The sequence below is a fragment of the Pedobacter nototheniae genome, from assembly GCF_004335085.1.
GTDB lineage: Bacteria > Bacteroidota > Bacteroidia > Sphingobacteriales > Sphingobacteriaceae > Pedobacter > Pedobacter nototheniae.
Window position 1 is genome coordinate 48,472 of the sequence record NZ_RQRS01000009.1, and the last position, 24,806, is coordinate 73,277.

General features: G+C 35.4%; 28 protein-coding genes. 14 read left to right on the forward strand and 14 right to left on the reverse strand.

The window, feature by feature from the left end:
- Positions 1–28 precede the first annotated feature (28 nt).
- Both xylA and EHC72_RS09625 read right to left on the reverse strand, forming a co-directional pair.
- Positions 29–1,360 carry a xylose isomerase gene (gene xylA / locus EHC72_RS09620; RefSeq protein WP_131537473.1) on the reverse strand — a complete coding sequence of 444 codons (1,332 nt, stop codon included), beginning with the start codon at positions 1,358–1,360 and terminating at the stop codon, positions 29–31.
- 12 nt (positions 1,361–1,372) lie between these two features.
- Positions 1,373–2,854, reverse strand: coding sequence for a xylulokinase (locus tag EHC72_RS09625; RefSeq protein ID WP_131537585.1), 1,482 nt, complete (start codon positions 2,852–2,854; stop codon positions 1,373–1,375).
- Between the two features lie 200 nt (positions 2,855–3,054).
- Here EHC72_RS09625 and EHC72_RS09630 point away from each other — a divergent pair, with 200 nt between their 5' ends.
- The 5 genes from EHC72_RS09630 to EHC72_RS09650 all read left to right on the forward strand — a co-directional run bounded on the left by EHC72_RS09630 (position 3,055) and on the right by EHC72_RS09650 (position 5,644).
- A complete protein-coding gene (locus EHC72_RS09630) occupies positions 3,055–3,390 on the forward strand; it encodes a tRNA-binding protein (protein ID WP_131537474.1) in 336 nt (111 codons plus the stop codon).
- Between the two features lie 26 nt (positions 3,391–3,416).
- Positions 3,417–3,884: a nucleoside deaminase gene (locus EHC72_RS09635; RefSeq protein ID WP_131537475.1), complete on the forward strand. Its 468-nt coding sequence runs from the start codon at positions 3,417–3,419 to the stop codon at positions 3,882–3,884.
- 323 nt (positions 3,885–4,207) lie between these two features.
- Positions 4,208–4,816 carry a superoxide dismutase gene (locus tag EHC72_RS09640; protein WP_131537476.1) on the forward strand — a complete coding sequence of 203 codons (609 nt, stop codon included), beginning with the start codon at positions 4,208–4,210 and terminating at the stop codon, positions 4,814–4,816.
- Between the two features lie 100 nt (positions 4,817–4,916).
- Positions 4,917–5,369: a hypothetical protein gene (locus EHC72_RS09645; protein ID WP_131537477.1), complete on the forward strand. Its 453-nt coding sequence runs from the start codon at positions 4,917–4,919 to the stop codon at positions 5,367–5,369.
- Between the two features lie 17 nt (positions 5,370–5,386).
- Positions 5,387–5,644 (forward strand): hypothetical protein, encoded by a 258-nt coding sequence (locus EHC72_RS09650; protein WP_131537478.1) that lies wholly within the window; start codon positions 5,387–5,389, stop codon positions 5,642–5,644.
- A gap of 914 nt (positions 5,645–6,558) precedes the next feature.
- Here EHC72_RS09650 and EHC72_RS09655 read toward each other — a convergent pair.
- Together EHC72_RS09655 and fcl are read right to left on the reverse strand one after the other, a co-directional pair.
- Positions 6,559–7,491, reverse strand: a complete 933-nt coding sequence (locus EHC72_RS09655; RefSeq protein WP_131537479.1) for a hydrogen peroxide-inducible genes activator — start codon at positions 7,489–7,491, stop codon at positions 6,559–6,561.
- A 121-nt stretch (positions 7,492–7,612) separates the two neighbouring features.
- Complete coding sequence (fcl, locus tag EHC72_RS09660; protein ID WP_131537480.1) at positions 7,613–8,539, reverse strand: GDP-L-fucose synthase; 927 nt, start codon at positions 8,537–8,539, stop codon at positions 7,613–7,615.
- A 141-nt stretch (positions 8,540–8,680) separates the two neighbouring features.
- Here fcl and trmB point away from each other — a divergent pair, with 141 nt between their 5' ends.
- The 4 genes from trmB to EHC72_RS09680 all read left to right on the forward strand — a co-directional run bounded on the left by trmB (position 8,681) and on the right by EHC72_RS09680 (position 10,811).
- A complete protein-coding gene (gene trmB / locus EHC72_RS09665) occupies positions 8,681–9,331 on the forward strand; it encodes a tRNA (guanosine(46)-N7)-methyltransferase TrmB (RefSeq protein ID WP_131537481.1) in 651 nt (216 codons plus the stop codon).
- A gap of 3 nt (positions 9,332–9,334) precedes the next feature.
- Positions 9,335–9,670, forward strand: coding sequence for an MGMT family protein (locus EHC72_RS09670; RefSeq protein WP_131537482.1), 336 nt, complete (start codon positions 9,335–9,337; stop codon positions 9,668–9,670).
- A 60-nt stretch (positions 9,671–9,730) separates the two neighbouring features.
- On the forward strand, positions 9,731–10,072 hold the full coding sequence (locus EHC72_RS09675; RefSeq protein WP_131537483.1) for a carboxymuconolactone decarboxylase family protein: 342 nt from the start codon (positions 9,731–9,733) through the stop codon (positions 10,070–10,072).
- 169 nt (positions 10,073–10,241) lie between these two features.
- Positions 10,242–10,811 carry a DNA-3-methyladenine glycosylase I gene (locus EHC72_RS09680; protein WP_131537484.1) on the forward strand — a complete coding sequence of 190 codons (570 nt, stop codon included), beginning with the start codon at positions 10,242–10,244 and terminating at the stop codon, positions 10,809–10,811.
- On the opposite strand, the gene EHC72_RS09685 is transcribed toward EHC72_RS09680, so the two are convergent.
- A complete protein-coding gene (locus EHC72_RS09685; RefSeq protein WP_131537485.1) occupies positions 10,808–11,500 on the reverse strand; it encodes a hypothetical protein in 693 nt (230 codons plus the stop codon). The two genes, EHC72_RS09680 and EHC72_RS09685, sit on opposite strands and share 4 nt — an antisense overlap.
- Before the next feature lie 293 nt (positions 11,501–11,793).
- Here EHC72_RS09685 and polA point away from each other — a divergent pair, with 293 nt between their 5' ends.
- The 3 genes from polA (at position 11,794) to EHC72_RS09700 (ending at position 15,906) form a co-directional block, all read left to right on the forward strand.
- Positions 11,794–14,598 (forward strand): DNA polymerase I, encoded by a 2,805-nt coding sequence (polA, locus tag EHC72_RS09690; RefSeq protein WP_131537486.1) that lies wholly within the window; start codon positions 11,794–11,796, stop codon positions 14,596–14,598.
- Positions 14,598–15,473, forward strand: a complete 876-nt coding sequence (locus tag EHC72_RS09695; protein WP_131537487.1) for an energy transducer TonB — start codon at positions 14,598–14,600, stop codon at positions 15,471–15,473. The genes polA and EHC72_RS09695 overlap by 1 nt, the downstream gene beginning before the upstream one ends.
- 88 nt (positions 15,474–15,561) lie before the next feature.
- Positions 15,562–15,906, forward strand: a complete 345-nt coding sequence (locus tag EHC72_RS09700) for a hypothetical protein (protein ID WP_131537488.1) — start codon at positions 15,562–15,564, stop codon at positions 15,904–15,906.
- A 52-nt stretch (positions 15,907–15,958) separates the two neighbouring features.
- Here the strand turns inward: EHC72_RS09700 and EHC72_RS09705 are convergent, their stop codons facing one another.
- The 6 genes from EHC72_RS09705 to EHC72_RS09730 form a co-directional block, all read right to left on the reverse strand.
- Entirely contained in the window at positions 15,959–16,636 is a 678-nt protein-coding gene (locus tag EHC72_RS09705) for a metal-dependent hydrolase (RefSeq protein ID WP_131537489.1), read from the reverse strand.
- Between the two features lie 72 nt (positions 16,637–16,708).
- Positions 16,709–17,014 (reverse strand): YbaB/EbfC family nucleoid-associated protein, encoded by a 306-nt coding sequence (locus tag EHC72_RS09710; protein WP_131537490.1) that lies wholly within the window; start codon positions 17,012–17,014, stop codon positions 16,709–16,711.
- A gap of 131 nt (positions 17,015–17,145) precedes the next feature.
- Positions 17,146–18,129: a hypothetical protein gene (locus EHC72_RS09715; protein ID WP_131537491.1), complete on the reverse strand. Its 984-nt coding sequence runs from the start codon at positions 18,127–18,129 to the stop codon at positions 17,146–17,148.
- A 10-nt stretch (positions 18,130–18,139) separates the two neighbouring features.
- Positions 18,140–19,369, reverse strand: coding sequence for a serine hydrolase domain-containing protein (locus tag EHC72_RS09720; protein ID WP_131537492.1), 1,230 nt, complete (start codon positions 19,367–19,369; stop codon positions 18,140–18,142).
- A 67-nt stretch (positions 19,370–19,436) separates the two neighbouring features.
- Positions 19,437–19,988: a cupin domain-containing protein gene (locus EHC72_RS09725; RefSeq protein WP_131537493.1), complete on the reverse strand. Its 552-nt coding sequence runs from the start codon at positions 19,986–19,988 to the stop codon at positions 19,437–19,439.
- Between the two features lie 48 nt (positions 19,989–20,036).
- Positions 20,037–20,486 (reverse strand): VOC family protein, encoded by a 450-nt coding sequence (locus EHC72_RS09730; RefSeq protein WP_131537494.1) that lies wholly within the window; start codon positions 20,484–20,486, stop codon positions 20,037–20,039.
- A 71-nt stretch (positions 20,487–20,557) separates the two neighbouring features.
- Between EHC72_RS09730 and EHC72_RS09735 the strand changes: the two genes are divergently transcribed.
- Positions 20,558–20,893: a winged helix-turn-helix transcriptional regulator gene (locus EHC72_RS09735; RefSeq protein ID WP_131537495.1), complete on the forward strand. Its 336-nt coding sequence runs from the start codon at positions 20,558–20,560 to the stop codon at positions 20,891–20,893.
- Positions 20,894–20,965: 72 nt separating this feature from the next.
- Here the strand turns inward: EHC72_RS09735 and EHC72_RS09740 are convergent, their stop codons facing one another.
- From EHC72_RS09740 to EHC72_RS23200, 3 genes are all read right to left on the reverse strand, one after another.
- The gene (locus tag EHC72_RS09740) at positions 20,966–22,621 is read right to left on the reverse strand and encodes a pyruvate dehydrogenase complex dihydrolipoamide acetyltransferase (protein ID WP_131537496.1); all 1,656 of its coding nucleotides are present in this window, start codon (positions 22,619–22,621) and stop codon (positions 20,966–20,968) included.
- A 30-nt stretch (positions 22,622–22,651) separates the two neighbouring features.
- Positions 22,652–23,647, reverse strand: a complete 996-nt coding sequence (pdhA, locus tag EHC72_RS09745; protein ID WP_131537497.1) for a pyruvate dehydrogenase (acetyl-transferring) E1 component subunit alpha — start codon at positions 23,645–23,647, stop codon at positions 22,652–22,654.
- A 479-nt stretch (positions 23,648–24,126) separates the two neighbouring features.
- Positions 24,127–24,249, reverse strand: a complete 123-nt coding sequence (locus EHC72_RS23200) for a hypothetical protein (protein ID WP_255535847.1) — start codon at positions 24,247–24,249, stop codon at positions 24,127–24,129.
- On the opposite strand from EHC72_RS23200, the gene EHC72_RS09750 reads away from it, so the two are divergent.
- On the forward strand, positions 24,248–24,805 hold the full coding sequence (locus EHC72_RS09750; RefSeq protein WP_131537498.1) for a C40 family peptidase: 558 nt from the start codon (positions 24,248–24,250) through the stop codon (positions 24,803–24,805). The genes EHC72_RS23200 and EHC72_RS09750 overlap by 2 nt on opposite strands.
- Position 24,806 lies beyond the last annotated feature (1 nt).

A 24,806-nucleotide genomic window follows, 5' to 3' on the forward strand; every position in this document is an offset into this window, starting at 1 on the left:
CTTCTATCCCATTAGGCAGTTTTTATAGTTAGATATATCTGTTTACAATATTCTCCAGATACTCTTGTTTTCCACTTATTACTTCAGGTTCACCATTTTCTGCAGCATAGTTTCTTAAATCTTCCAAGCTTAACTTGCCTTCTTCAAACTCAGCTCCTTTTCCACTATCGAATGATGCGTATCTGTTCGATCTGATTTTCTTGTAATCAGATTTCTGAAGAATTGCATCTGCAGTAATTAAAGCACGTGCAAAAATATCCATACCACCAATGTGTGCATAAAACAAATCTTTAGGATCAGTAGAATTACGACGGATTTTAGCATCAAAATTCACACCTCCACCTTGTAAGCCGCCACCTTCTAAAATAATCAACATCGCTTCAGTTAATTCATTAATATCATTTGGAAATTGATCCGTATCCCATCCATTTTGATAATCGCCACGATTTGCATCGATTGAACCCAATAAACCACTATCTACAGCAACCTGTAATTCGTGTTGAAAAGTATGCCCAGCCAATGTTGCATGGTTTACTTCTAGGTTTAATTTAAAATCACCAAGCAAATTGTATTGTTGTAAAAATCCTTTAACCGTTGCGGCATCATAATCGTACTGATGTTTAGACGGTTCGCAGGGTTTTGGCTCTATAAAAAAGGTCCCTTTAAATCCTTGCTTTCTGGCATAATCCTTTGCAGTATGTAAAAACTTAGCTAAATGCTCTTGCTCGCGCTTCATATTGGTATTTAGCAAAGTCATATAGCCTTCTCTACCGCCCCAGAAAACATAATTTTCGCCATCTAAAGCAATTGTTGCATCCAAAGCCGCTTTCACCTGTGCAGCGCCATGCGCCAATACATTAAAATCAGGATTGGTTGCTGCACCATTCATATATCTTTTATGACTAAATAGATTTGCTGTTCCCCAAAGTAATTTTACGCCGCTATCAGCTTGTTTTTGCTTGGCATATTCTACCAAAGTTTGCAATCGTCGTTCATTTTCAGCAACATTATCGCCATAATCCACTACATCAACATCATGAAAGCAATAATAAGGCAATTGCATTTTGGTTATAAATTCAAAGGCAGCATCCATTTTATCTTTTGCTCTTTCAATAACGTCTTTTTTTTCATCCCATGGAAACATGTGGGTTGCACCACCAAAAGGATCGCCACCGTTGCCATTAAACGAATGCCAATAAGCACATGCAAACTTAAAATGTGCTGCCATAGTTTTGCCAGCGACTATTTTATTAGCATCGTACCATCTAAATGCTAAAGGATTATCGCTTTGTAAGCCTTCAAATTGAATTTGATCAATATCTTTAAAAAAGGTTGTTGCTCCTGTTACTACTTTTGTCATGCTGTTGTGATTCTATTTATTTAAGGTTCTGTTTAAAATTTCTTTCCAGTTTTGATAAACCTGCTCGTAGGTTTCTTGATTTTGTGGTTCTAAATATTTTTTAATCTCATGATCTGTAAAAGCATCTTCTGCACTATTAAAAATTTTAGCGCCAATGCCAGCACCAAGTGCTGCACCCACACTTCCATCATTTTCATGCAACTCCAGCGGAATACCGGTAACATCAACAAAGGTTTGTGCAAATACATCACTTAAAAAAAGATTGGCTCTGCCTGCACGAATCACTTTTGGTTTCATTCCATTTTCTCGCATTATGTCCAATCCATATCTAAAAGCAAATGCAATACCCTCTTGTACCGCTCTAAAAATATCAGCTTGTTTATGCGTATTTAAATCTATCCCAATGAGTTGGGCACCTGTATATTGGTTATTTAGCATCCGCTCTGCTCCATTTCCGAAAGGCAAAACCATTAGTCCTTTACTGCCTATGGGAGATTTTGAGACCAATTGATTTAATTCTGAATACGAAGTTTTAGGTGCAAATTGATCTTTTGCCCATCGATACATGCTTCCAGTGCCGTTAATACATAATAAAACGCCTGTATGTTTTTTCTCTTTAGAATAGGTTACATGCGCAAAGGTGTTAACTCTCGATTGGGGGTCGTAAGTCAATTCATCGCTAACGCCATAAATTACACCTGATGTACCTGCTGTGGCTGCAACTTCTCCAGGCTTTAGCACATTTAAAGATAAAGCGTTATTGGGTTGATCGCCAGCTTTATAAGAAACCGGAATACCTGCCGATAGCCCCAATAAACGAGCAATACCTGCTTTTAAGTACCCATGTTCGGAGAATAGCGGCCTCACCTCAGGAATAAGACTTCTGCTTAAACCATAGTAATTCATCACATCTGCGGAAAGTTCGTCATTCTTAAAATCCCAAAAAATACCTTCAGATAAGGATGAAATGCTAGAGGTAATTTCTCCTGTAAGTTTCATGGCAATAAAATCACCTGGAAGCATTATTTTATCAATGCGACTATAAATACTGGGTTCATTATTTTTAACCCATGCCAATTTGGATGCTGTAAAATTACCTGGCGAATTAAGCAAATGTTGTAAACATTCTTTTTGCCCTATTGTATTAAATGCTGTATTGCCTAAATCAACAGCACGGCTATCACACCAAATAATGCTATCACGCAGTACATTTTGATCTCGATCTACTACAACCAATCCATGCATTTGATAGGCAATTCCAATAGCCTTTATATCTTTTGGATTAAATAAATTGCTTGTATTTAATTTTAATATGGCTTGTTGTGTATTGTGCCACCAATCTGAAGGGGATTGCTCAGCCCAACCGGCTTGAATAGATTTTATTTCAGTTTCTTCTTCAGGAAATTGAACTGAGGCCACACTTTTACGTGTTTCCGCATTAACAACTGAAACTTTTATAGACGAGGTGCCTATATCAATACCTAATAAATACATGGGCATTAAAGGATTTTATATTTGGTTATGCAAACGGTTGCATAAATATAGATGTTAAATATTTAATTGCAAATTTTTTGTTAACTATTTGAATATGGATGCATTAGTAACGCTTAAAGAAGAACGATGCACTTGAAGGCTAAAAAATCAATTTTATCTATTAATTTATATTTTTGTAATCGACTAATTAAATATCATTTATGGAAGCAATTAACTGGGCAGATTTTGAAAAAGTAGAATTACGTGCCGGAACAATATTAGAAGTTTTTGATTTTCCTGAAGCCCGGAAGCCTGCGTACAAATTAAAAGTTGATTTTGGTGAGTTTGGGATTAAAACGAGCAGCGCACAAATTACAAAGCATTACACCAAAGAAGAATTGCCAGGGAAACAAATAATTGGTATTATTAATTTCCCTAAAAAGCAAATTGGCAAATTTATGTCGGAGTTTTTAGTAACTGGTTTTGCCGATGAAAATGGAGATATTGTTTTAACCAGTTTAAGGGGAGAAGTTCCTAACGGAAGTAAAATGATTTAAGATTTTTCTATTCCTATCTTTGCACTATGAGTTTTTATAATTTCGAAAATAACAATCAAGACGAAGAGGATATTCACTACATGAAATTTGCACTAGCGGAAGCACAAAAAGCTTTTGCTGAAGATGAGATTCCTATAGGCGCCATTGTAGTTTGTAAAAACCGAATTGTTGGTAGAGGTTATAATTTAACGGAGCGTTTTAATGATGTTACCGCACATGCAGAAATGCAAGCTTTTACATCAGCAGCACAAACTGTTGGCGGTAAATACCTAACAGATTGCACTTTGTACGTAACCATAGAGCCTTGCGTGATGTGCGCTGGCGCAAGTTACTGGACCCAAATAAGCAGGATTGTTTATGGTGCCCGGGAAGAAAAACGTGGTTTCTTATCAAAAAACGCTGATATTTTACATCCTAAAACACAACTAAAGGGTGGTATTTTAGCGGATGAATGTGCTACTTTGATGAAAAGTTTTTTTGCAAGAAAGCGTTAATAAACGTTTGATTAATAGAGCCTAAAGCTAGTTTATCATTATTAAATAAACCCGACAGAAACGGCAGCTCCCGATTCTTTTATCGGGACTATAGTGAATGGCGGGGCTGAAAAAGCCAGCAATTGCTAACGATCATTTCCAAAACCACTTATTTTTAAAACACTGTTGAGTACATAATCTTTGTTGAAAGTGATTGGTTACAGAAACTAAGCACTTAAGCATGAGCAAAAAACACAATGATGATAATAACATGAACAAATCTTAACCTTTGAATGTTATATTTGCTACAAGAAACATTTTTAAATCTTTAAACATAAAACATTATGGCTTTTGAATTACCTGCGTTACATTACGCAACCGATGCATTAGAACCGCATATTGATAAAACTACCATGGAAATCCACCATGATAAACACCATCAAGCTTACGTAACTAATTTAAACAAAGCTGTTGAAGGTAAGCCTGAGGCAAGTTTAAGCATCGAGGAAATTGTAAAAAACATTTCTAAATATCCTGCAGCTGTTAGAAACAATGGTGGCGGTCATTATAATCACTCTTTATTTTGGAATGTTTTAGGTCCAAACAAAGGTGGCGAGCCTACTGGCGATTTAGCTAAAGCAATTAACGAAGCTTTTGGTTCATTTGCTGAGTTAAAAACTAAATTACAAGATGCTGGTGCAACTCGTTTTGGTTCTGGATGGGCTTGGTTATCTGTTGGTGCTGATAAAAAACTTCAGGTTTCTTCTACTCCAAACCAAGACAATCCATTAATGGATGTTGCTGAAGTAAAAGGTACTCCAATTTTCGGTATCGATGTTTGGGAGCATGCTTATTACTTAAAATATCAAAACAAACGCCCTGATTATTTAGCTGCAATTTGGAATGTAGTAAACTGGGATGCTGTTGCTGAGCTTTACAAAAAAGCATTGTAATACAACTCATTATATTTAAAAAAGCCTCGTTAAGAATATTAACGGGGCTTTCTTATTTTAAGATTAATTGATAACTTCGTGTTTTATTAAATTATCAAAGATGAAGAGGTTTATATTTCTATTATTTATCGTGGTTGGAATCAGCAATATCTCAAGGGCACAACAGAATAAAATGCCTACGCCTTCAGAAATTGCTCAAAAGAATGTAGAAGATTTAGATAAAAGGCTTAAACTAAATGGCACTCAAAAAAGCGTAATTTATAGCTTTACATATAATCAGGCAAAAGAGCAGGCAGATTTAATAAAAAGACAACAGGCAGGTAATTCTCGTGAAGAAGATGTAGATAAATTTTATAAACTACAGAACGAAACTTCTAAAAATATCCGTAACGTTTTAAGACCAGAGCAACAGCCTGAATATGATAAAATTATTGAGGAGCGTTTAAGCGGAAAGGCAAATAAAAGCAAAAAGAAGAAAAAAGGTGAGGAGGAAGAAGTAGAAAGTGATATTAAAGGACTTCTTTCTGGACCAAAACCAGAGAAGCAGAACTAAGTTAACTTTAAGTATAGATGCCTGAAATAATTCTTGGATCTTTAGTTCTGGCTTTATTATTATCTCCACAACTATTGGCAGGTTTTTTAGCCAGAAGAACAGGGAGAAATTTTTGGTTTTGGTTTTTAATATCTTTTCTTATTCCAATTGTATCGCTTATTATTCTAATCTTTTTAGAAGATAAGAACCCTACAACTGAAGGATATAAACTTGCAGATCATTTACAGGATCGGGATTTAAAAGCCAATTCAGCAAAACAATCAGATAAAATATAAGTTATTGTTGCAACAATAATTATCATTTGGTGTTATCACCAATCACTTAAAAATTCATCAATAAAACTTTGCTAAGGAATTAAATAATCGCAGATACTAATGTGGTACGGTAATAACACCAACCACAGGTTTAATCTTATCCTTTGTTTCTAAACCTGACTTGAGTAAATGCCACCGATTCTTTATCGGGGCAGCAACGGGAGCAGGACTGCAATTGCTAAGTAATGCTGTCCGTTCATTTCCAAATCAAACACATTAATTATTTGTAAAGCAAGGCCTGTGGTTCTTTTGAAACATGATTCCTGTTTTCCGCTATATCCCGATAGAAAAATCGGGGATGCCGCTACACCCAGGTTTAAAAACTTAGGTTAAACGCAGATTAAGGTTATATAACCCCAAAATTGGCGTTGTATAACCCTTAATTATACCCTCCAGATATATGTCGCGGGGTTCCTAACTGATAATTATACGTTCAGGAGACCAACGATACGGTTGTATAACCCAAAAATATACGCTTACAACCCCAAAATTGGGGTTATATACCCCGAATTATACGTTCCGAACCTTAGCGTTATGCTTGTGTAACCCCAAATTATATATCCAGAACCCCAACCGAGTAGTAAATTAACTCAACCGAGTAGTAAATTAAAAGAAGTGATATGTATTTAACAGCTTCGGATTAGTTTAATAAATCAAATTATACCTATACAACCTCAAATTAATGGTTAAACACCCATAATTATATATCTGCAACCTTAGCACAAGGGTTCTTCGAAAAGTAGCTTCAAAAAAGAGCAAAAAAATAGCCACGGAATCACGAAATTAACACGAAATATTTTCCGTGGTTTCAGTGTTTCCGAGGCATATAGCTTAAAGAAATCGCAATGGCGACCGCCTCTAATAATATACAGAAACTAAATCCCCACAATATCTTTCTTTTTACGCTGTTTCATTGCCTTTGGAATTATCTCTAAAATTTCATCCTTCAAGGCATTTAGCATGCGCTTTTTAATGAAGTTTTTATGTGTAACCAAGCTAATCTCTCTTACTGGCTCAGGAGATTTGAAATGACGGATTTTGCTGGTTTGTTTAGTGCTTAATTCTGCAATGGCCAATTCGGGCAGCAATGTTGCGCCACCATTTAAATCCACCATTCTAACAAGTGTTTCTACACTTCCAGTATTATATTCTAAACCTTGTAATCTATTATTTTTTGTTGATCGGCAAATATTTAAAACCTGATTACGCATACAATGTCCTTCATTTAAAAGCCAAATATTCTCATCATTTAAATCCTCGGCATCAACTGCCTTCTTTTTATATAGCTTACTATTTTTACTGATATAGCTTACAAAGTTTTCGTAATAAAGAGGTAGTTCAGTAATGTTAGCATCAGTTAAAGGCGTAGCTAAAATACCGCAATCTAATACGCCAGTTTTAAGGTGATGAATAATATCTTCGGTCGTATATTCCCAAATCAACAATTTTAAATCTGGGTATTTCTCTAACATTGCCGAAATTACTTCGGGTAATAAATATGGCGCTACCGTTGGAATTACTCCAATTCTTAATTCACCTAAAACATCTTGCTGTTGACTGCTAATTAATTCTTTAATCTTCCCGCTCTCTTGTAAAATTATCCTGGCTTGGGCTATAACCTGAGCTCCAATTTCTGTTGGTGTAACGGGCTGCTTACTCCTATCGAATATTTTAACACTAATTAATTCTTCCAGCTTTTGAACTTGCATACTTAGCGTTGGCTGGGTTACAAAACATTTATCAGCAGCAGTTACAAAACTTCTGTAAGTATCTACTGCAACAATATATTCAAGCTGAACTAAAGTCATATAGTTAAAATTTATTAATTACTTCAAATATATCGATTTTAATTATGATAAATTGAATGAGATAATGCCAAGTTTCATAAAATATACAATCATTTTATCACTCACTCATTCCATCATTATTTTAATATCTGCTTTCAAAATCTTGGTAAGCTAAAGCAATTCCTTCAGGGAGTTCTATTTTATGCTTCCAGCCTAAAGCATGTAATTTACTTACATCCATCAATTTACGGGGCGTACCATCTGGTTTAGTGGCATCAAAAACTAATTTACCTTCAAAACCTAAAACATCCTTAATTAATAAGGCTAAATCTTTAATCGTTAAATCATGGCCGGTGCCAATATTGATTAGATTTGGCTCATTATAGTTCTGCATTAAAAAATAACAGGCATCAGCTAAATCATCGGCAAATAAAAATTCACGCATAGGTGAGCCTGATCCCCAAACCACGATTTCTTGATCACCATTAATCTTTGCTTCATGCACCTTACGAATTAACGCAGGTAAAACATGAGAATTTTGCGGATGATAATTATCATTATAACCATAAAGGTTTGTTGGCATTACCGAAATAAAATTACAGCCATATTGGGCACGATACGCATCGCACATTTTAATACCTGCAATTTTAGCAATAGCGTAAGGTTCGTTAGTTTCCTCTAAAGTTCCTGTTAAAAGGTAATCTTCCTTTAAGGGTTGAGCAGCCATTTTAGGGTAAATACAACTCGAGCCTAAAAACATTAGTTTTGTTACCTCATTTACATAAGCACTATGAATAACATTATTTTGAATGGCTAAATTTTCATAAAGGAAATCAGCCCGGTAAGTATTATTGGCAACAATACCACCAACTTTTGCCGCAGCTAAAAAAACATATTCAGGTTTTTCAGCTGCAAAAAAATCTGCTACAGCTTGCTGATTGCGAAGATCAAGCTCAGCCGATGTTCTTGTTAACAAATTAGTAAATCCTTCTTTTTGTAGTTTACGATAAATAGCAGAACCTACCATTCCGCGGTGACCTGCAACGTATATTTTAGCCGATTTTTCCAAAACTTATTCTTTTTAATGCACGCAAAAATACAAAATAACCACCAACAGATGGCTTTGCGCATTGGCAAATAAATTATACCCACAGTGCTTTTTGTAATTAAGTAAGCAATTAATATTAAATTTGCAGCTTAAATTTTAATAGTGGGTAAAGATAAACTTAGACGTTTTGCCGAAATAGAAACATTTGCAAACGTATATCAATTAGATCAAGGAAAGGTTTTAAAAGGCAACTGGGCAAAAGATCATTTTAAAAATAGCAATCCAATTGTATTGGAACTTGCTTGTGGTAAAGGCGAATATTCGGTTAACCTGGCATCCTTATTTCCTGAAAAAAACTTTATAGGTGTGGATTATAAAGGCAATAGAATTTGGAGAGGTGCAAAAACTGCCCTTGAGGACGGAATCAATAATGTTGCTTTTTTACGCATTCAGATAGAGAATTTATTGGATTATTTTGAAGCTGGTGAGATTGACGAAATTTGGATTACATTTCCTGATCCGCAGCCTCAGGATAGCAGAGAGAAAAAGCGCCTTACTTTCCCTGCATTTTTAGATCGTTATAAAGTTATTTTAAAACCAGGTGGAAAGGTAAATCTAAAAACTGATAATGATGGTTTATATGCTTACACTTGCGAGAAAGTTAATGAGCTATGCTTACCTGTGCATAAAAATACAGATCATTTGTATACTTCAGATTTGGTTGATAACGTTTTATCCATAAAAACCTACTACGAAAAGAAATACTTGCTACACGATAAAAACATTAACTATATTCAATTCTCATTTGAATAAAATATGGATACAAACTTTTACGAACAGGTTTTTGAAATAGCCCGCTTAATCCCAAAGGGAAGGGTTACTTCTTACGGTGCAATCGCTAAAAGTTTGGGCGCAGCAAAATCTTCCAGAATGGTTGGTCATGCCATGAGGTATTCGGGCTTGGCACATCCAAAAGTTCCGGCACATAGAGTGGTTAACAGCAGTGGTTTGCTTACTGGTAAATTTCACTTTGAAGATCCTAATATGATGCAGGAACTATTAGAAAAGGAAGGCGTAGCGGTTAAAAACGACAAAGTGGTCAATTTCAAAAAGATATTTTGGGATCCTTTGGAAGAAGTTAACCTCGATTAATTTTAGTTAAAAATTAACACCATTCTCTCAATTTAAAAATCATTAACTCAATAATTAAACATGGGAAAGCTTGTAGAAGAATTTAATGGCTATCGTGAAAAAATGAACGATAGAATAATGGAAACGGCCAACACAAATATTAAAAGGTTTTTTGCGCTTGATACAACTTCATATGCCGATGGCGCTTTAAATGTTAAAACTAAAGAAATGCTAGGTTTAGTTGCTTCTATGGTTTTGCGTTGCGATGATTGTATTAAATATCACTTAGGTAAATGTTATGATGCTGGCGTAAATACCGATGAAATGAACGAGATATTTATGATTGCCAATTTAGTTGGTGGCAGCATTGTTATTCCGCATTACAGAAGAGCTGTAGAGTATTGGGATGAGCTTAATGCCTAATTTGTATCAGCAAAACTTGCGGTTTAAAGCAAAATAATTAAAAAAGTCTTCATTGCGAGGTACGAAGTGATCTTTTGGGTTTTTCTAATATCGTTTAAGGTTGATCCGTGCTTCGCAAAAATATTTTGAAAATACTTCAGTCTAATAAATTACCTAACAACACTTTTAAATGACAACTACAAGCTTAATAAGATGTTCTTGGGCTACATCAGATCCGCTTTACATAAAATATCATGATGAAGAATGGGGCAAACCAACTTACGATGATAAAACGCTATTTGAATTCTTGATTCTGGAAGGTGCACAAGCGGGTTTAAGCTGGATTACCATTTTACGGAGACGAGAAAATTACAGAAAAGCTTTTGCTGATTTTGATGTAGAAAATGTGGCGGCTTTTAATGAAAATGATTTAGAAAGATTAATGCAGGATACAGGAATTATTCGCAACAGGTTAAAGGTAAATAGCGCAATAACCAACGCAAAATTGTTTATTGAGGTTCAAAAAGAATTTGGTAGTTTTTCCAATTACATCTGGGCATATTTACCGGATGGAAAACCAATTGAAAATCAAGTTGAGAAAATGAGTGATGTGCCCCCAAGAACAGAATTATCTGACAAAATTAGTAATGACATGAAAAAACGTGGCTTTAAATTTTTTGGCACTACCATTTGTTATGCATATATGCAAGCTACCGGAATGGTAAACGATCACTTGATAAATTGCTGCGCTAGAAATTAATTCTTTTTTTCATTATAAGCTTTCACCAACTCTATAACATCTCTACTATTCAGCTCAGTATTTGCTTCAACTTTTTCTAATAATTCAGGTTGATCTCCTAACTTTTGCAATAAAATACTTTTTACTGCAGATTTTTTATCGGCCTCTGTTATGGCTTTAATTGGCAATTCCTGCATGGGTCCTGTACCTGGTTTTTCAATAAAATATCTAACTGCCGGGCTGCCTGCAAGTTTTTCAGATCGATCATTTCTTCCACCAATACCGCCCCCAATACTAATGCCACCGCCCAAACCCATGCCGCTATAACCGCCTGTGCCGGCGCCAATGCCAACTGATGGACTAAACCTTACTTTTCGTTGTTTTTGAGCAGGCACCAACGTACCACCGCCAAAAGCATATAAGTTTACCGCACCCATTTCTATTACCTTAACAAAACGATATTCGAAATTTTTGCCGTTTGCAAAACCCTTGCTTAAATAAGTATCGCCATTCCAAAAGAAACTTTTTACATTTCCTGCAGAAAGTACCACATCGGTTTCATCATTTTGACTAATAAACACGGCAAAATAATCAGTTCCTTTAATGGTACCGCGTATAACTTCATCATCACTTCTAACCACAAAATCCTGTGCTAAAACCACAGTTACGCTTAAGAAAAATAATACCGTAAATATTTTAAGAATCTTCATATGTTAGCTATCTAAACCAATAACGTCAGTTTTAAATAAAAGTATAAATAATGCACCAAACGCTTATCAATTTTTGAGAATTCCTCAAATTATTCCCATAAGCAAAGATAGAAAATCTCTTTATAGAGTAACTGACTAACGTATTTAATGTTACCTCATGCCAGTTTCAATTTAATTTATATTTCGCTCTAATTACTTTTCAGTTAAATTATCCTTTAATCTTTTTCTAAACCTTTAACTTTGGTTACTTTTAATCCAAATCTGTGAAATCACATTTTTGAAATCAATATTTTATGAAAAAACTCTTTCTTTTAGATGGAATGGCGCTGATGTATCGGGCGCATTTTGCGTTAAGTAAAAACCCTCGATTTACCTCTACAGGGATAAATACTTCGGCAGTTATGGGATTTACCAATACATTACTTGATGTACTAAAGAAAGAAAAACCAACACATATTGCCGTAGTTTTCGATACTGAAGCACCAACAGAAAGACATACTTCTTTTGAAGCATATAAAGCACACCGCCAGGCAATGCCTGAAGATCTGGCTGCTGCAATGCCATATGTGATCAAATTAATAACAGGTTTTAATATTCCTGTAATCACATCTGACGGTTACGAAGCGGATGACATTATTGGAACATTAGCCAAAAAGGCGGAGCAAAAAGGTTATCAGGTTTATTGTATGACGCCTGATAAGGATTTTGCGCAACTGGTTTCTGAAAATATTTTTATTTATAAACCTGCCCGCATGGGTAACGATATGGAAATACTTGGCGTTAAAGAGATTTTAGCCAAGTGGGAAATAGAAAATGTATTACAAGTTATTGATATTTTAGGTTTATGGGGAGATGCTGTTGATAATATTCCAGGTATACCAGGGATTGGCGAAAAAACCGCAAAACTATTAATTAAGCAATATGGCTCAATGGAAAATATTATCGCCAACAGCCACGAATTGAAAGGTAAACAACGCGAAAATATTGAAAATTTTGCCGAACAAGGGTTAATTTCAAAAAAGCTAGCGACTATTTTATTGGATGTTCCTGTTGAGCTTAATGAGCAAGAACTAGAATTGTGCGATCCTAGCCGCGATTTATTGGAGCCCCTTTTTACTGAGTTAGAATTTAGAACACTTGGAAAAAGAGTTTTTGGTGATGGATTTTCAGTAACCACTGCCAAATTTCAGGAAGGTACACAAACAGATCTTTTTGGAAACCAGCCAGGCGAAGCCATTCAGTATACCAATACTATTGAAGAAGAACCTGTAGAAAAACTGCCAGCTAAAACTATAGAAAATACTGAACACAACTATCAATTAGTTGATACGGCAGAGAAACGTGCCGATTTAATTAAACTTCTTTTAGCACAGAGCCGGATTTCCTTTGATACAGAAACCACTGGAACAGACGCTAATATGGCCGACTTAGTTGGTTTATCATTCTCTATAAAACCAGGAGAGGGTTATTACATTCCTGTTTCTGCAGTTAGAGAAGAAGCACAAGCCATTGTTGATGAATTTAGAGTGGTGCTTGAAAATGATAAGATTGAAAAGATTGGACAAAATACAAAATACGATATTTTAGTATTGAAATGGTACGGTGTACAGGTTGCAGGTAAACTTTTCGATACTATGCTTGCCCATTATTTAATTGATCCGGATACACGCCATGGAATGGATGTTTTATCGGAAAATTATCTTGGTTATTCGCCAATTTCAATTACCACTTTAATTGGTCCTAAAGGAAAAAACCAAGGCACCATGCGTGATGTTCCTGTAGAAAATGTGGTTGATTATGCCGCAGAAGATGCTGACGTAACCTTGCAACTGGCACATATTTTTGAGCCTAAACTTAAAGAACTTAATGCAGCAAAACTAGCAGAGGAAATTGAAAACCCTTTAGTTTACGTTTTAGCTGATATAGAAAAAGAAGGGGTAAGAATTGATATCGAAACTTTAAAAACATATTCTGCCGAGCTTGAAAAAGACATCATCAGGTTTGAGCAAAATGTATATGATAAGGCTGGCATCAAATTCAATTTAGCTTCACCAAAGCAATTGGGAGAGGTTTTATTCGATAAACTACAGCTTGATCCTAAAGCAAAAAAGACTAAAACTGGCCAATACCAAACAGGAGAAGATGTTTTAACGGCTTTGGCTAGTAAAAGCGATATTGTTCAGGATATTCTGGATTTCCGTCAGCTACAAAAGCTAAAATCTACTTATGTGGATGCTTTACCCCTAATGGTTAACTCAAAAACGGGCCGTGTACATACATCATATAACCAAGCTGTGGCTGCCACAGGAAGACTAAGTTCTAACAATCCAAATCTACAAAACATTCCAATTCGTACCGAAAGAGGAAGGGAAGTACGCAAGGCTTTTATCGCCAGAGATGAAAATCATATTCTATTATCTGCCGATTACTCGCAAATTGAGTTACGTATAATCGCCCACATCAGTCAGGAAGAAAATATGATTGATGCTTTTAATAAAGGAATTGATATCCACACCGCAACCGCTGCCAAAGTTTATGGTATTGGTATTGATGAGGTAGATGGCACACAACGCCGCAATGCTAAGGCGGTAAATTTTGGGATTATTTATGGTCAATCTGCTTTCGGATTATCTCAAAATCTAGGTATACCACGTAAAGAAGCGGCAGAAATTATTGAGCAATATTTTGCACAATACCCGGGTATTAAGCGTTACATGAGCGATACGATGAACTTTGCAAGAGAGAATGGCTTTGTAGAAACCATTATGGGTCGTAGGCGCTACTTGAGAGACATTAACTCGGCTAACCAGACTGTAAGAGGCTTTGCAGAGCGAAATGCGATTAACGCACCTATACAAGGCTCAGCCGCTGATATGATTAAAATAGCGATGATTAATATCCATAAAGATATGAAAGCGCAAAATTTACAATCTACCATGACCATGCAAGTTCATGATGAGTTGGTTTTTGATGTATTAAAATCAGAAAAGGAAATCATGAAAGCTATTATTCAGGATAGAATGAAAAATGCCATAAAAACAACCGTTCCAATTGTGGTAGAAATTGGTGAGGGAGATAACTGGTTAGCAGCACATTAATGAAAAAGCAGATTTTATTAATCGCCTTGCTTTATTGCGTTGGCAATTTTGCTTTTGCTCAACAAGATACGACTACAATTTACCAAAGCCCCAAAGGGTATTTTCTTGATCCTATCAGATCCAAATGGATAATGAAAAAGGATAAGGAAGATAACTTATGGGTAGTTAGGCTTTCTAATAAAAAAGGTGTATTGCAGGAAAAGGTCAGTTTTGCTGATGAAGAATTATCTATTAGAAAAGGCGCTTACGAACGTTATGAAAAAGGCGTGCTACTAGAAGAAGGTAATTATGAAATGGGTTATAAAACAGGAACCTGGTCTAGATTTTACATAAGTAAACAATTAAAAGAAAGAGTAGGCTACAAATGGGACAAGGCCGATGGCCCTATAATTTCTTATTGGGATAATAAACAGATAAAAACTGAGGGTGAGTTTAAACTTGGAAAAAAGGTTGGCCATTGGAAAATGTTTTTTAAAGATGGAAAGATAAATCTTGATGAAACTTATAATGGCAATGGCGAATTATTGAATGCTAGTTATTTTGACAACGATGGCGGTCGATTACCTTTTCCATTTATTATGGTAGCACCCAACCAACGTGGGGAAATACCTAGTCTTTATCAAACAATATCTAGAGAGACGAGATACCCACCTGAAGCACAAAAGAATAATACACAAGGCAAAGTTTTAATAGGGTTTACAATTATACCAACTGGTGGTATTGAAGATATTAGAGTTATAGCTAGCCCTTCTGATGAGCTGAGTACGGAAGCGATAAGGGTATTAAAACTCGTTAGAAATTGGAACCTTGGAGAAGAAAGCGGAAATCCTGTTAAAACCCGTTATACAATATCAGTTAACTTTTGGCTTAATTAAAAATCATTTTCTTATCTTCATAGAATCTTCATTCCTAATAACCAATTTTATATCAAACAAATAACGAGTAAAACAAAAATTAGAAATCATGAAAAAATTATTGAGTTTAATCGCAATCGCAGCATTTGGTTTAACTACAGCATTTGCTCAAACACCAGCAACGGCAACAAACGCTACTCAAGCTAAAAAAGCTGTAAAAAAAGAAGTTAAAACTACTGTAGCTCCAGCTAAAACAGCTGCTAAGGCAGAAGCTAAAAAAGTAGAAACTAAAACAACTACTACAGCGGCTAAAGTAAAAGCAGATGGTACTCCAGATATGCGCTTTAAAGAAAACAAAACTAAAGCAGTAGCTAAAGTTGCAGGTCCAACTAAAAAAGACGGCACAGCTGATATGCGTTATAAAGCAAACAAAGCAGCTGCTAAAAAGAACTAGGTTTAGGTTTATAATTTGAAAGGTCCTGGCGAAAGTCAGGACCTTTTTTTATTTACAGTGTTATGGTTTCGCCAATTGCAGGCAACAATAATACTTTGTTTTCTCTTTTAAATTTATCTACGGCAGCCTGCGTATCAATTTCTATAACAGGAAAAGTATTATAGTGCACTCCAATTACATTATTACATTCAAAGTATTTGGTGGCAATTAAAGCATCATCAACATCCATTGTATAATTACCACCGATTGGTAAAATAGCATAATCAAGATTGTAAATATCAGCTAATACCTTCATTTCTATAGTTAAGCCCGTATCGCCGGCAAAGTAAACTGTTTTGCCTTCAACTTCTAAAACAAAACCAGCTGGGTTACCGCCATAACTTCCATCAGGTAAACCCGAAGAATGTGTTGCAACAACCATTCGAACAGCACCCCAATCAAAAGTAAACTTACCAAAATTCATTGGATGTACTTTTTCAACGCCTTGTTTTTGTGCCCAATCCGTTATTTCAGGAATAGCAATTACCGTTGCGCTGGTTTGCTTGGCAAGCTCAACTAAATCAGCTACGTGATCTCCGTGCCCATGGCTAACCAAAATGTAATCTGCTTCAATAGCCTTAATATCTACATTTTTAGCTAATGGATTGTGCGTAATAAATGGATCGAATAATAATTTTTTCCCTGCTGCTTCTATTAAGAAACAAGATTGGCCATAATATGTGTATTTCATAATTGTAGTATCAACATTTAAGTATCAGGTATCATAATCTGAAACCCTTAATAATTTCAACAATTGGGTGATTTATTGCCCAAACATGCCGCCTAACCCACCAAGCATATCGTTAGTTGCCGATTGCATTTCGGTTGCGCTTACTTGCTCTGCGTTAGCCAATGCTTTATTAATTGCAGTTAACAATAGTTCTTCTAATTCTTCTTTATCAGCAGATTTTAAAAATTCATCATCAATAGCAATTCCAGTAATGGCTTTATTTGCTGTTGCAGTAATTTTTATTGCACCATTTTCAACCTCTCCAAATACTGAAATGGTATCCAGGCGCTTTTTAATTTCTTCGGCTTTTTGTTGTGCCGCAAATAATTTATCAAACATAAATATGTGTTTTTATAATAAAACGAAATTAAGGTGTTTTGTTTTCTTTCTGAGTATTTTTTAAATGGAGAAGCAATATTTAGCAAGAAAAACTACATTTAAATTACTGATCGTAAAAGAAGAACATAAATCTAGATCCGACCTAAAATAGTGTTGGCTTCATCTAAAAAGCGTTGAATCTTTTTGGTACTTCTAAAATTCCTTAATACTAATTCTAAGCTTTTATTTTTGGCTTTGGACTCTATCTGAGCTTTAACCTCAGTACCAGTATAAATAAAGTTTGTTGATTTTCTTACCACTTGAAACCTCACTAAATCATCAAATGAATACACTTTTTTAAACCTACCAGCAAAAGTAGAATGAATTATTTGTTGCTGGTTTTTATCAAAAGTAACGCTCGAGAAAAAAGAACTCACCAAAATAATACCTATAAGTAAAGGAAAATAGGTAGTTAAAAACCTTTTAAATTCATCTTCATTTGCCATAAAAGTAGGATTAAGTAAAATGGCAACAGTAATCCCAATTAGAATAACACCAAAAATTAAGGCGGCCACTTTATTATCTCTAACAGTATAGGTGCCACCATCTTCTTTAAAAAATTCGAAACTGTAGATGGTTTGCTTGGGTGTAACTGGTGCGTTGGCAAAAACTAATTCATCTATTTTAGGTAAAACTTCTTGCTCAAAGGCTTGTAAGTTTAAAATAGATGCTTTGCTGTAGCCAGCAGAAATAATTACCCCCTTGCCGTGTCTATTGCTTTTTTTAAAAACCCTATAATTAAAACCACTTCCTAGAATTTGATATGGTTCTACCGCAGCAATTTGATCAAATGGGATTGAACCAATCGTTATCCCTGCAATTTTGTTAAACATTGTCCTGCTACTCCCATCAAAAACAATATTATTTTCTCCAAGAAGTAAAATTATTATTGGAAATAGAATCATGAAGACTAAAAATCCTATCCCAAATTGCATTGCCAAACTTTTTTGCTGTGTATAAAGATAAATTGAAATACCAACAACTAAAACAAGAAGAATTAGCCCCATTAACCGTAAACCACGTTTAGGATAAATGGTTAATTTACTTGGTTCAATAATCCATTTTGTTTTAGCCATATTTAATCTTCTAGTCTTCGTCGCTTCCTGGCAAGCTTCCATTACCATGATATGCACCTTTTCTAATAACTGGCATATTAAAGTGCTTATACAGTTCGTCAAGATGCATTAAACTTCCATTTGTTAGGTTACCCAAAAATATTATTACGATGTTTTTATTTAAATCTCTTACGTAAATGTGGCGAAAACCATGCCACCAACCAGTGTGATAAACCACTTTATCCATACCTTCGCCATCAAACATGCGCCAGCCGTAACCGTAGTTAAAGTGACCATTAATTGGCTTATTACGCCCTACATAAGCAGAATCCAGGCTCTTTTTACTCAATAGCCTACCATTTTTAAGGTATTTATCAAATAAAACTAGATCGTGGATGGTACTATAAATTCCTTTATCTCCCACGGGGCCATCTAAAAAGTTTTGCGCTACAGAATATTTCCATGTTCTATCGTGCCCAACTACATCAACCGGAATTTTTTCATACTCAGTGGTGCTGTATACATGCGTATGCTTTAATCCTGCGGGTTTAAAAACATGCTCCATCATGTACTGAGAATAACGCTGACCGGTTACCTTTTCAATAATGGCACCCAACACCATAAAGTTTGAGTTATTGTAATGGAAGCGATTATCTGGCTTAGTATATGGATTAGGTTTTTTCTCAGCAATAACATCCATCACTTCTTGGTTGGTTACGCCCTTTTTCATATTGCGCTTTTCCTTCCGCCAAATATCATCGATAAAATAAACATAATTCATCATTCCACTTCGATGACTTAGCAATAGCTTTACCGTAATTCCATCATATGGGAAATTTGGGAAAAACTTTTTAACATTATCATCAAGCGAAAGTTTGCCAGCCTCAACCAATTGCATAATGGCAGTACCCGTAAACGTTTTGGTGATGGAAGCCAGTTCAAACTCCGAATTTATTTTAAGGCTATCGCGATGCAGATAATCCGCCCATCCAATTGCTTTTTCATAAAGGATTTTACCATCTTTTGCGACAAGCATATTACCGTTAAAACCAAATTTCTTATGTAGATTATCAACAAAATCAGCAATCCATTTATCTCCTTTAGCAGGATCATAAGCTATTAAAAGGCTATCAGCTTTATCATCTTCTTTGGTTCGAATTTTCTTTTCAGCAGCTTTTTTTTCTTCTGATTTTTTACTTGAGCAAGCGGTTAATATTGTTGAAGAGAGGGCAATAGCGGCAATTATATGTCGAAAATTCATTTATATCAGTAATACTTAGTTTAAAACCCGAAAAATAAAGAATTTTGGTCGTAATTCTTAAAGAGTTTTACACATTTTCGCATTTTTGCTTGTACCAACATTCAAATAAATGCCCTTTGCTACCGTACACTGGATCATTATCTGGGTTTTTCACTTTCGCAATATCCTCATTTGCTTCAATACGTTCATCTGCTTTACCATACTTAATATTGTACTCGATGCCATTTGGATAAGCACCAACAACGGTAAAATCTTCGCTTGAATCTAATTTTTTATGAGCTACTCCTGCTGGAATCACCACCACATCACCTTTATCTAATTCAATGCAAACACCATGTTCGCCACCAAACTGTACATCGGCTTTACCACAAAAAACGCCCATTACTTCGTGTGTATTGCTATGGTAATGGTGATAGTCAAAAATGGAATCAACCCAAGAGTTTGTATAGCCATTTTGAGCAAAAACCTTCTTTATTACCTCTTCAGAATCATCCGGATGAATTAAAAAGGCGCCCTTATAAATCATTAAAGGCAGGTTTTTATTATTGGGAAAACCCCCATTTTCTTCTATTTTATGCGAAACCAAATAGGCCTCTTGTATTAATTTCTCTTTGTCCATGATTAAGGTGTTTTAATACTAACAAACTAATCATTAAAGGGTTTAGATTTATAATTTATTGGGCTCAAGAAATTCAATAACTTCACCATTAGGACTATAAACTAAAGAGTTTTTAACCCCTACCGGCGGATTTCCTAACTCTAAAACCATAGGTTCCACGCATTCGGTTCCACCAGCTTTAATAGCCTCCTCAAAGGCTAGTTTTGCATCAACAACATTTAAGGCGAAGTGTAATAATGCGCCCGTTTTTATTTCTTCGTCATTATTTGCCTTTTCACCTTCAGTTGGCGCATTTGCTGTGTAATTGAAAACTTCAATATAAGAACGGCCATCAGCGGATTTTAACATACAGGCCTGTTTAATATTAAAAGCTGGCAATGCCCAGCCATGACTTATGGTAAAGCCAAGCCCCTGAGTATAAAACCTAATCGTTTCATCGAAATCTTTTGCCCGGATCGCTACATGATGTAACCCTAAAATATTGTGTTTTATTTTCATATTGATAATTTTGTTGAGCAAATTTAGTTAATTACCATAGGCTGCAGTGCGGCTTACAAAATTGTAAGTGAATGAGAAAAACAACTTCAACCAATTTCGAAAATCAAGAAGTATTACATGAATTTTGTGATGCCGCTGTTGCCTTAAATGCAATAAGCGGAAGATGGAAATTAAGCATTTTGGGACTTTTATCTAATCAGCCAAAAAGGTATAAAACAATTAAAGAATCTATTCCAAATATTACCGATCGGGTTTTGGCTTTACAATTAAAGGAACTGGAAACAGACGGACTGATTATAAGAAAAGAAACCGATGGTTTAGGTTATGAGCTAACGGAGATTGGGCAAAATATGCTTCCAATAATCGGCCAGCTTGGAAATTGGGGAAAAGCAAAAAAGGGAATATAAAAAAGGCTTCCAAATTGGAAGCCTTTAATTATTTGGATCAGTTTAAAACTGAAATTTGTAATGATAATTTGATTAAGCTAATAATCTAACAGGCTCTTCTAACAAAGCTTTAAGTGTTTGTAAAAATGCAGCGCCACTAGCTCCATCAACCGTACGGTGATCGCAACTTAAAGTTACTTTCATAACGTTTCCAGGTACAACAGCTCCGTTTTTAACAACAGGAACTTGAGAAATACCTCCAACAGCTAAAATACAGCTATCAGGTGAGTTAATAATTGCAGTAAACTCATCAATACCAAACATACCTAAGTTAGAGATGGTGAAAGTAGAACCTTCCCAATCTGCTGGTTGAAGTTTTTTAGCTTTAGCTTTTTGAGCAAAATCTTTTACTTCGGCAGAGATGTGTGTTAATGATTTTCCATCAGCAAAACGCACAACAGGAACCAATAAACCATCTTCTACAGCAACAGCAACACCAATATTTACGTGCTCATTGTAACGAATTTTATCGCCTAACCACGATGAGTTCACAATTGGATGTTGTTTTAAAGCAATAGCTGTAGCTTTTAAAACTAAATCGTTGAAAGAAACTTTTGATGGTGCATATTCGTTAATACGGGCTCTCGCTTCAATAGCTTTGTCCATATCAATAGCCATTGTTAAATAGAAGTGAGGAGCGGTAAATAAGCTTTCAGATAAACGCTTAGCAATTACTTTACGCATTTGCGAAACTGGTTTCTCTGTAAATTTCTCTTCACCGATAAACTGAGGAATTGCAGGAGCAGCTTTCTCAGCAGGTGCCGAAGCAGATTCAGCTTTAGCAGGAGCAGCAGCTGGTTTAAAGTTTTCGATATCTTTTTTGATGATACGACCACCTTCTGCACTTCCAGAAACCTGTGATAAATCGATTCCTTTATCCTTAGCAATTTTTTTAGCTAAAGGAGAAGCTTTAACACGGCTATCAGAAGTACTTTCTGCTACCGGAGCCGATGTACTTGCATCAGCAGTAGCTTTTGGAGCTTCTTCTTTTTTAACTTCAGTGCTTTCTGCTTTTTTAGCAGGTGCATCACCAGCACTTAAAATACCGCTAATGTCAGTTCCTTCAGGACCAACAATTGCAATAATTCCATTTACTTTAGCTGCAGCACCTTTTTCTACACCAATGTGTAATAAAGTTCCAGTTGCATAACCCATAACTTCCATAGTAGCCTTATCGGTTTCTACATCAGCTAAAACATCATCATCTTTTACTTTATCGCCAACTTTTTTATGCCATTCAGCAATTACGCCTTCAGTCATGGTATCACTTAACAAAGGCATACGGATTACGGTAACACCTTTTGCAGCTAATTCTTCTTCACTTAAGCCACCACCCTGAGCTGGTGCTTCTTCTTTTTTATCTTCGGCTTTTGGAGCTTCAGTTGCAGCAGGTTTTTCTTCTGTTTTACCTGCGCCACCGGCAGCATCAATTGCGGCTTGAAAATCTTCTCCTTCTTTTCCAATTACTGCAATAATTGCATCAATAGGAACGCCTTTGCCTTCTTCAACACCAATATGTAATAAAGTACCTTCTTCGTAAGATTCAAGATCCATTGTTGCTTTATCGGTTTCTACCTCAGCAAGCACATCACCACTCTTTACTTTATCGCCAACTTTAACATGCCATTTTGCTAATACCCCTTCAGTCATGGTATCGCTCATTTTGGGCATTCTAACTACTTCAGCCATTATATATCTTTAATTGAAATCTTAAAATAATTAATCCATTACGTAAGGATAGTCCTGTTGCATATATACATCTTTGTATAACTCTGATGCATCAGGCCAAGGAGATTCTTCAGCAAATTTCACTGCTTGATCTACAGTTGCTTTTACTTTAGCTTCTACTTCTTCAATCCATGCTTGATCTGCATACTTTTCATTTAGAATCGTTTCTCTTGCATGCTCAACAGGATCTTTTGCTTTATAATCTTCTAATTCTTCTTTAGTACGATATTTTGCAGGATCAGACATTGAATGACCACGGTAACGGTAAGTTCTCATTTCTAAGAAAGTTGGTCCTTCACCTTTACGTGCACGTTGAATAGCTTCGTCCATTGCATTGTGTACAGCAACAGGATCCATACCATCAACTGGCGCACATGGCATATCAAAACCTAAACCGATTTTATAAATATCAGTCATGTTTGTAGTACGTTGTACTGATGTACCCATTGCATAACCATTGTTTTCACAAACAAAAACTACTGGAAGTTTCCAAAGCATTGCCATGTTAAACGTTTCGTTTAATGCACCCTGGCGTACAGCGCCATCGCCCATATAACAAATGTTTACATTATCTGTGCCTTTATATTTTTCTGCAAAAGCAACACCAGCGCCTAATGGAATTTGACCACCAACGATTGCATGTCCACCATAAAAATTATGTTCTTTGCTAAACATGTGCATTGAACCACCTTTACCTTTAGAGCATCCTGTAGCTTTACCATACATTTCTGCCATGATACTATCAGCACTTACACCTAAAGCTAAAGCGTGAGCGTGATCACGATAAGTAGTAATCATCGAATCGCCTTTTTGCATTGCAGATATAGCACCTGCAACTACAGCTTCTTGTCCAATGTATAAATGACAAAAGCCACGTATTTTTTGTTGTCCGTATAACTGGCCAGTTTTTTCTTCGAATTTGCGCATAAGCAACATCGACTCAAACCACTTTAACCAGGTATCTTTATTTATTTCTACTGCACTCATTTTAGGGTATTTGTTTTTTGCGACAGCAAATCTAATTTTTTTATTGTAATTTTTGGCACTCTTGAATATAAAAACATCATAATATCAGCTATGAAATTACATTTAACAGTTGTTTTACAATTAAATAGTTAAGATCATGAATCTTTTAACTGAGGTACTGATTTTATGGTTTTTAAACTTTGCAAGTTATCGCATTCTCTATTTAATTTATTGTGAAATTTAATTTTGCAAAACTCGGATTATCCCTAATTATAAGTATTTCGTTAAAGTTTACTGTTTTGGCATTTTTGTTTAACAGTAATATTTGATTTTATTTGTTAGCCCATTAAATATAGCACGACACCTGGGCAAACATGATTAGGCTATAATTATTATAATGATGTAAGTTTTTATATGAACTGAAACCGTGTTAATATTCAAAATTTAATTGCGGAATAAGCGTTTTAAACAGGGCTAAAACATCAAAATGTTAATAACTTTTACTTTTTAACAATTAACATTTGGATAACATTTGTATAATTAATACTTTTGGCAACCAACAATAAGCCCATGTGGTGTACGTTAATGTGTAAGTGAATTACCCAAACATAACTGTATAACATGATTAGAAAATTTTTGTTTACCTCCTTAATCGCTATCTGCACGTTCTCAGCTGCATTTGCGCAAACAAAAACAAAAGAATCTGGTAAAGAATCAAACGATCCCGACAACTTAGCATCACAATATTTCTCGCAGGTTATGGGTGTTGCAGTTGATGCGACTTCAAACTTAAAGCTTTATAAGTTTGTTTATGAATGGATCGGAACCCCGTATAGCTACGGCGGAAATACCAAAAAAGGAATTGATTGTTCAGCTTTTACAAAAGCAATCTACGATAAAGTTTTCAACACAACCATAAGAAGAAATTCTCGCGATATTTTTAGCATGGTTGATCCTGTTTCTAAGGACGAATTAAAAGAAGGTGATCTAGTCTTCTTCAAAATCAAAAGCAAAAGCATTTCACATATTGGCATCTATTTAGGCGATAATCGCTTTGCGCACGCATCAAGTTCACGCGGTGTGGTAATTAGCAATTTAAACGAGCCTTATTACAGTCGCTTCTTTTATAAGGGCGGCCGAATATTAGAATCTTACAAGAAAGATTTTACGGTAGAATAAA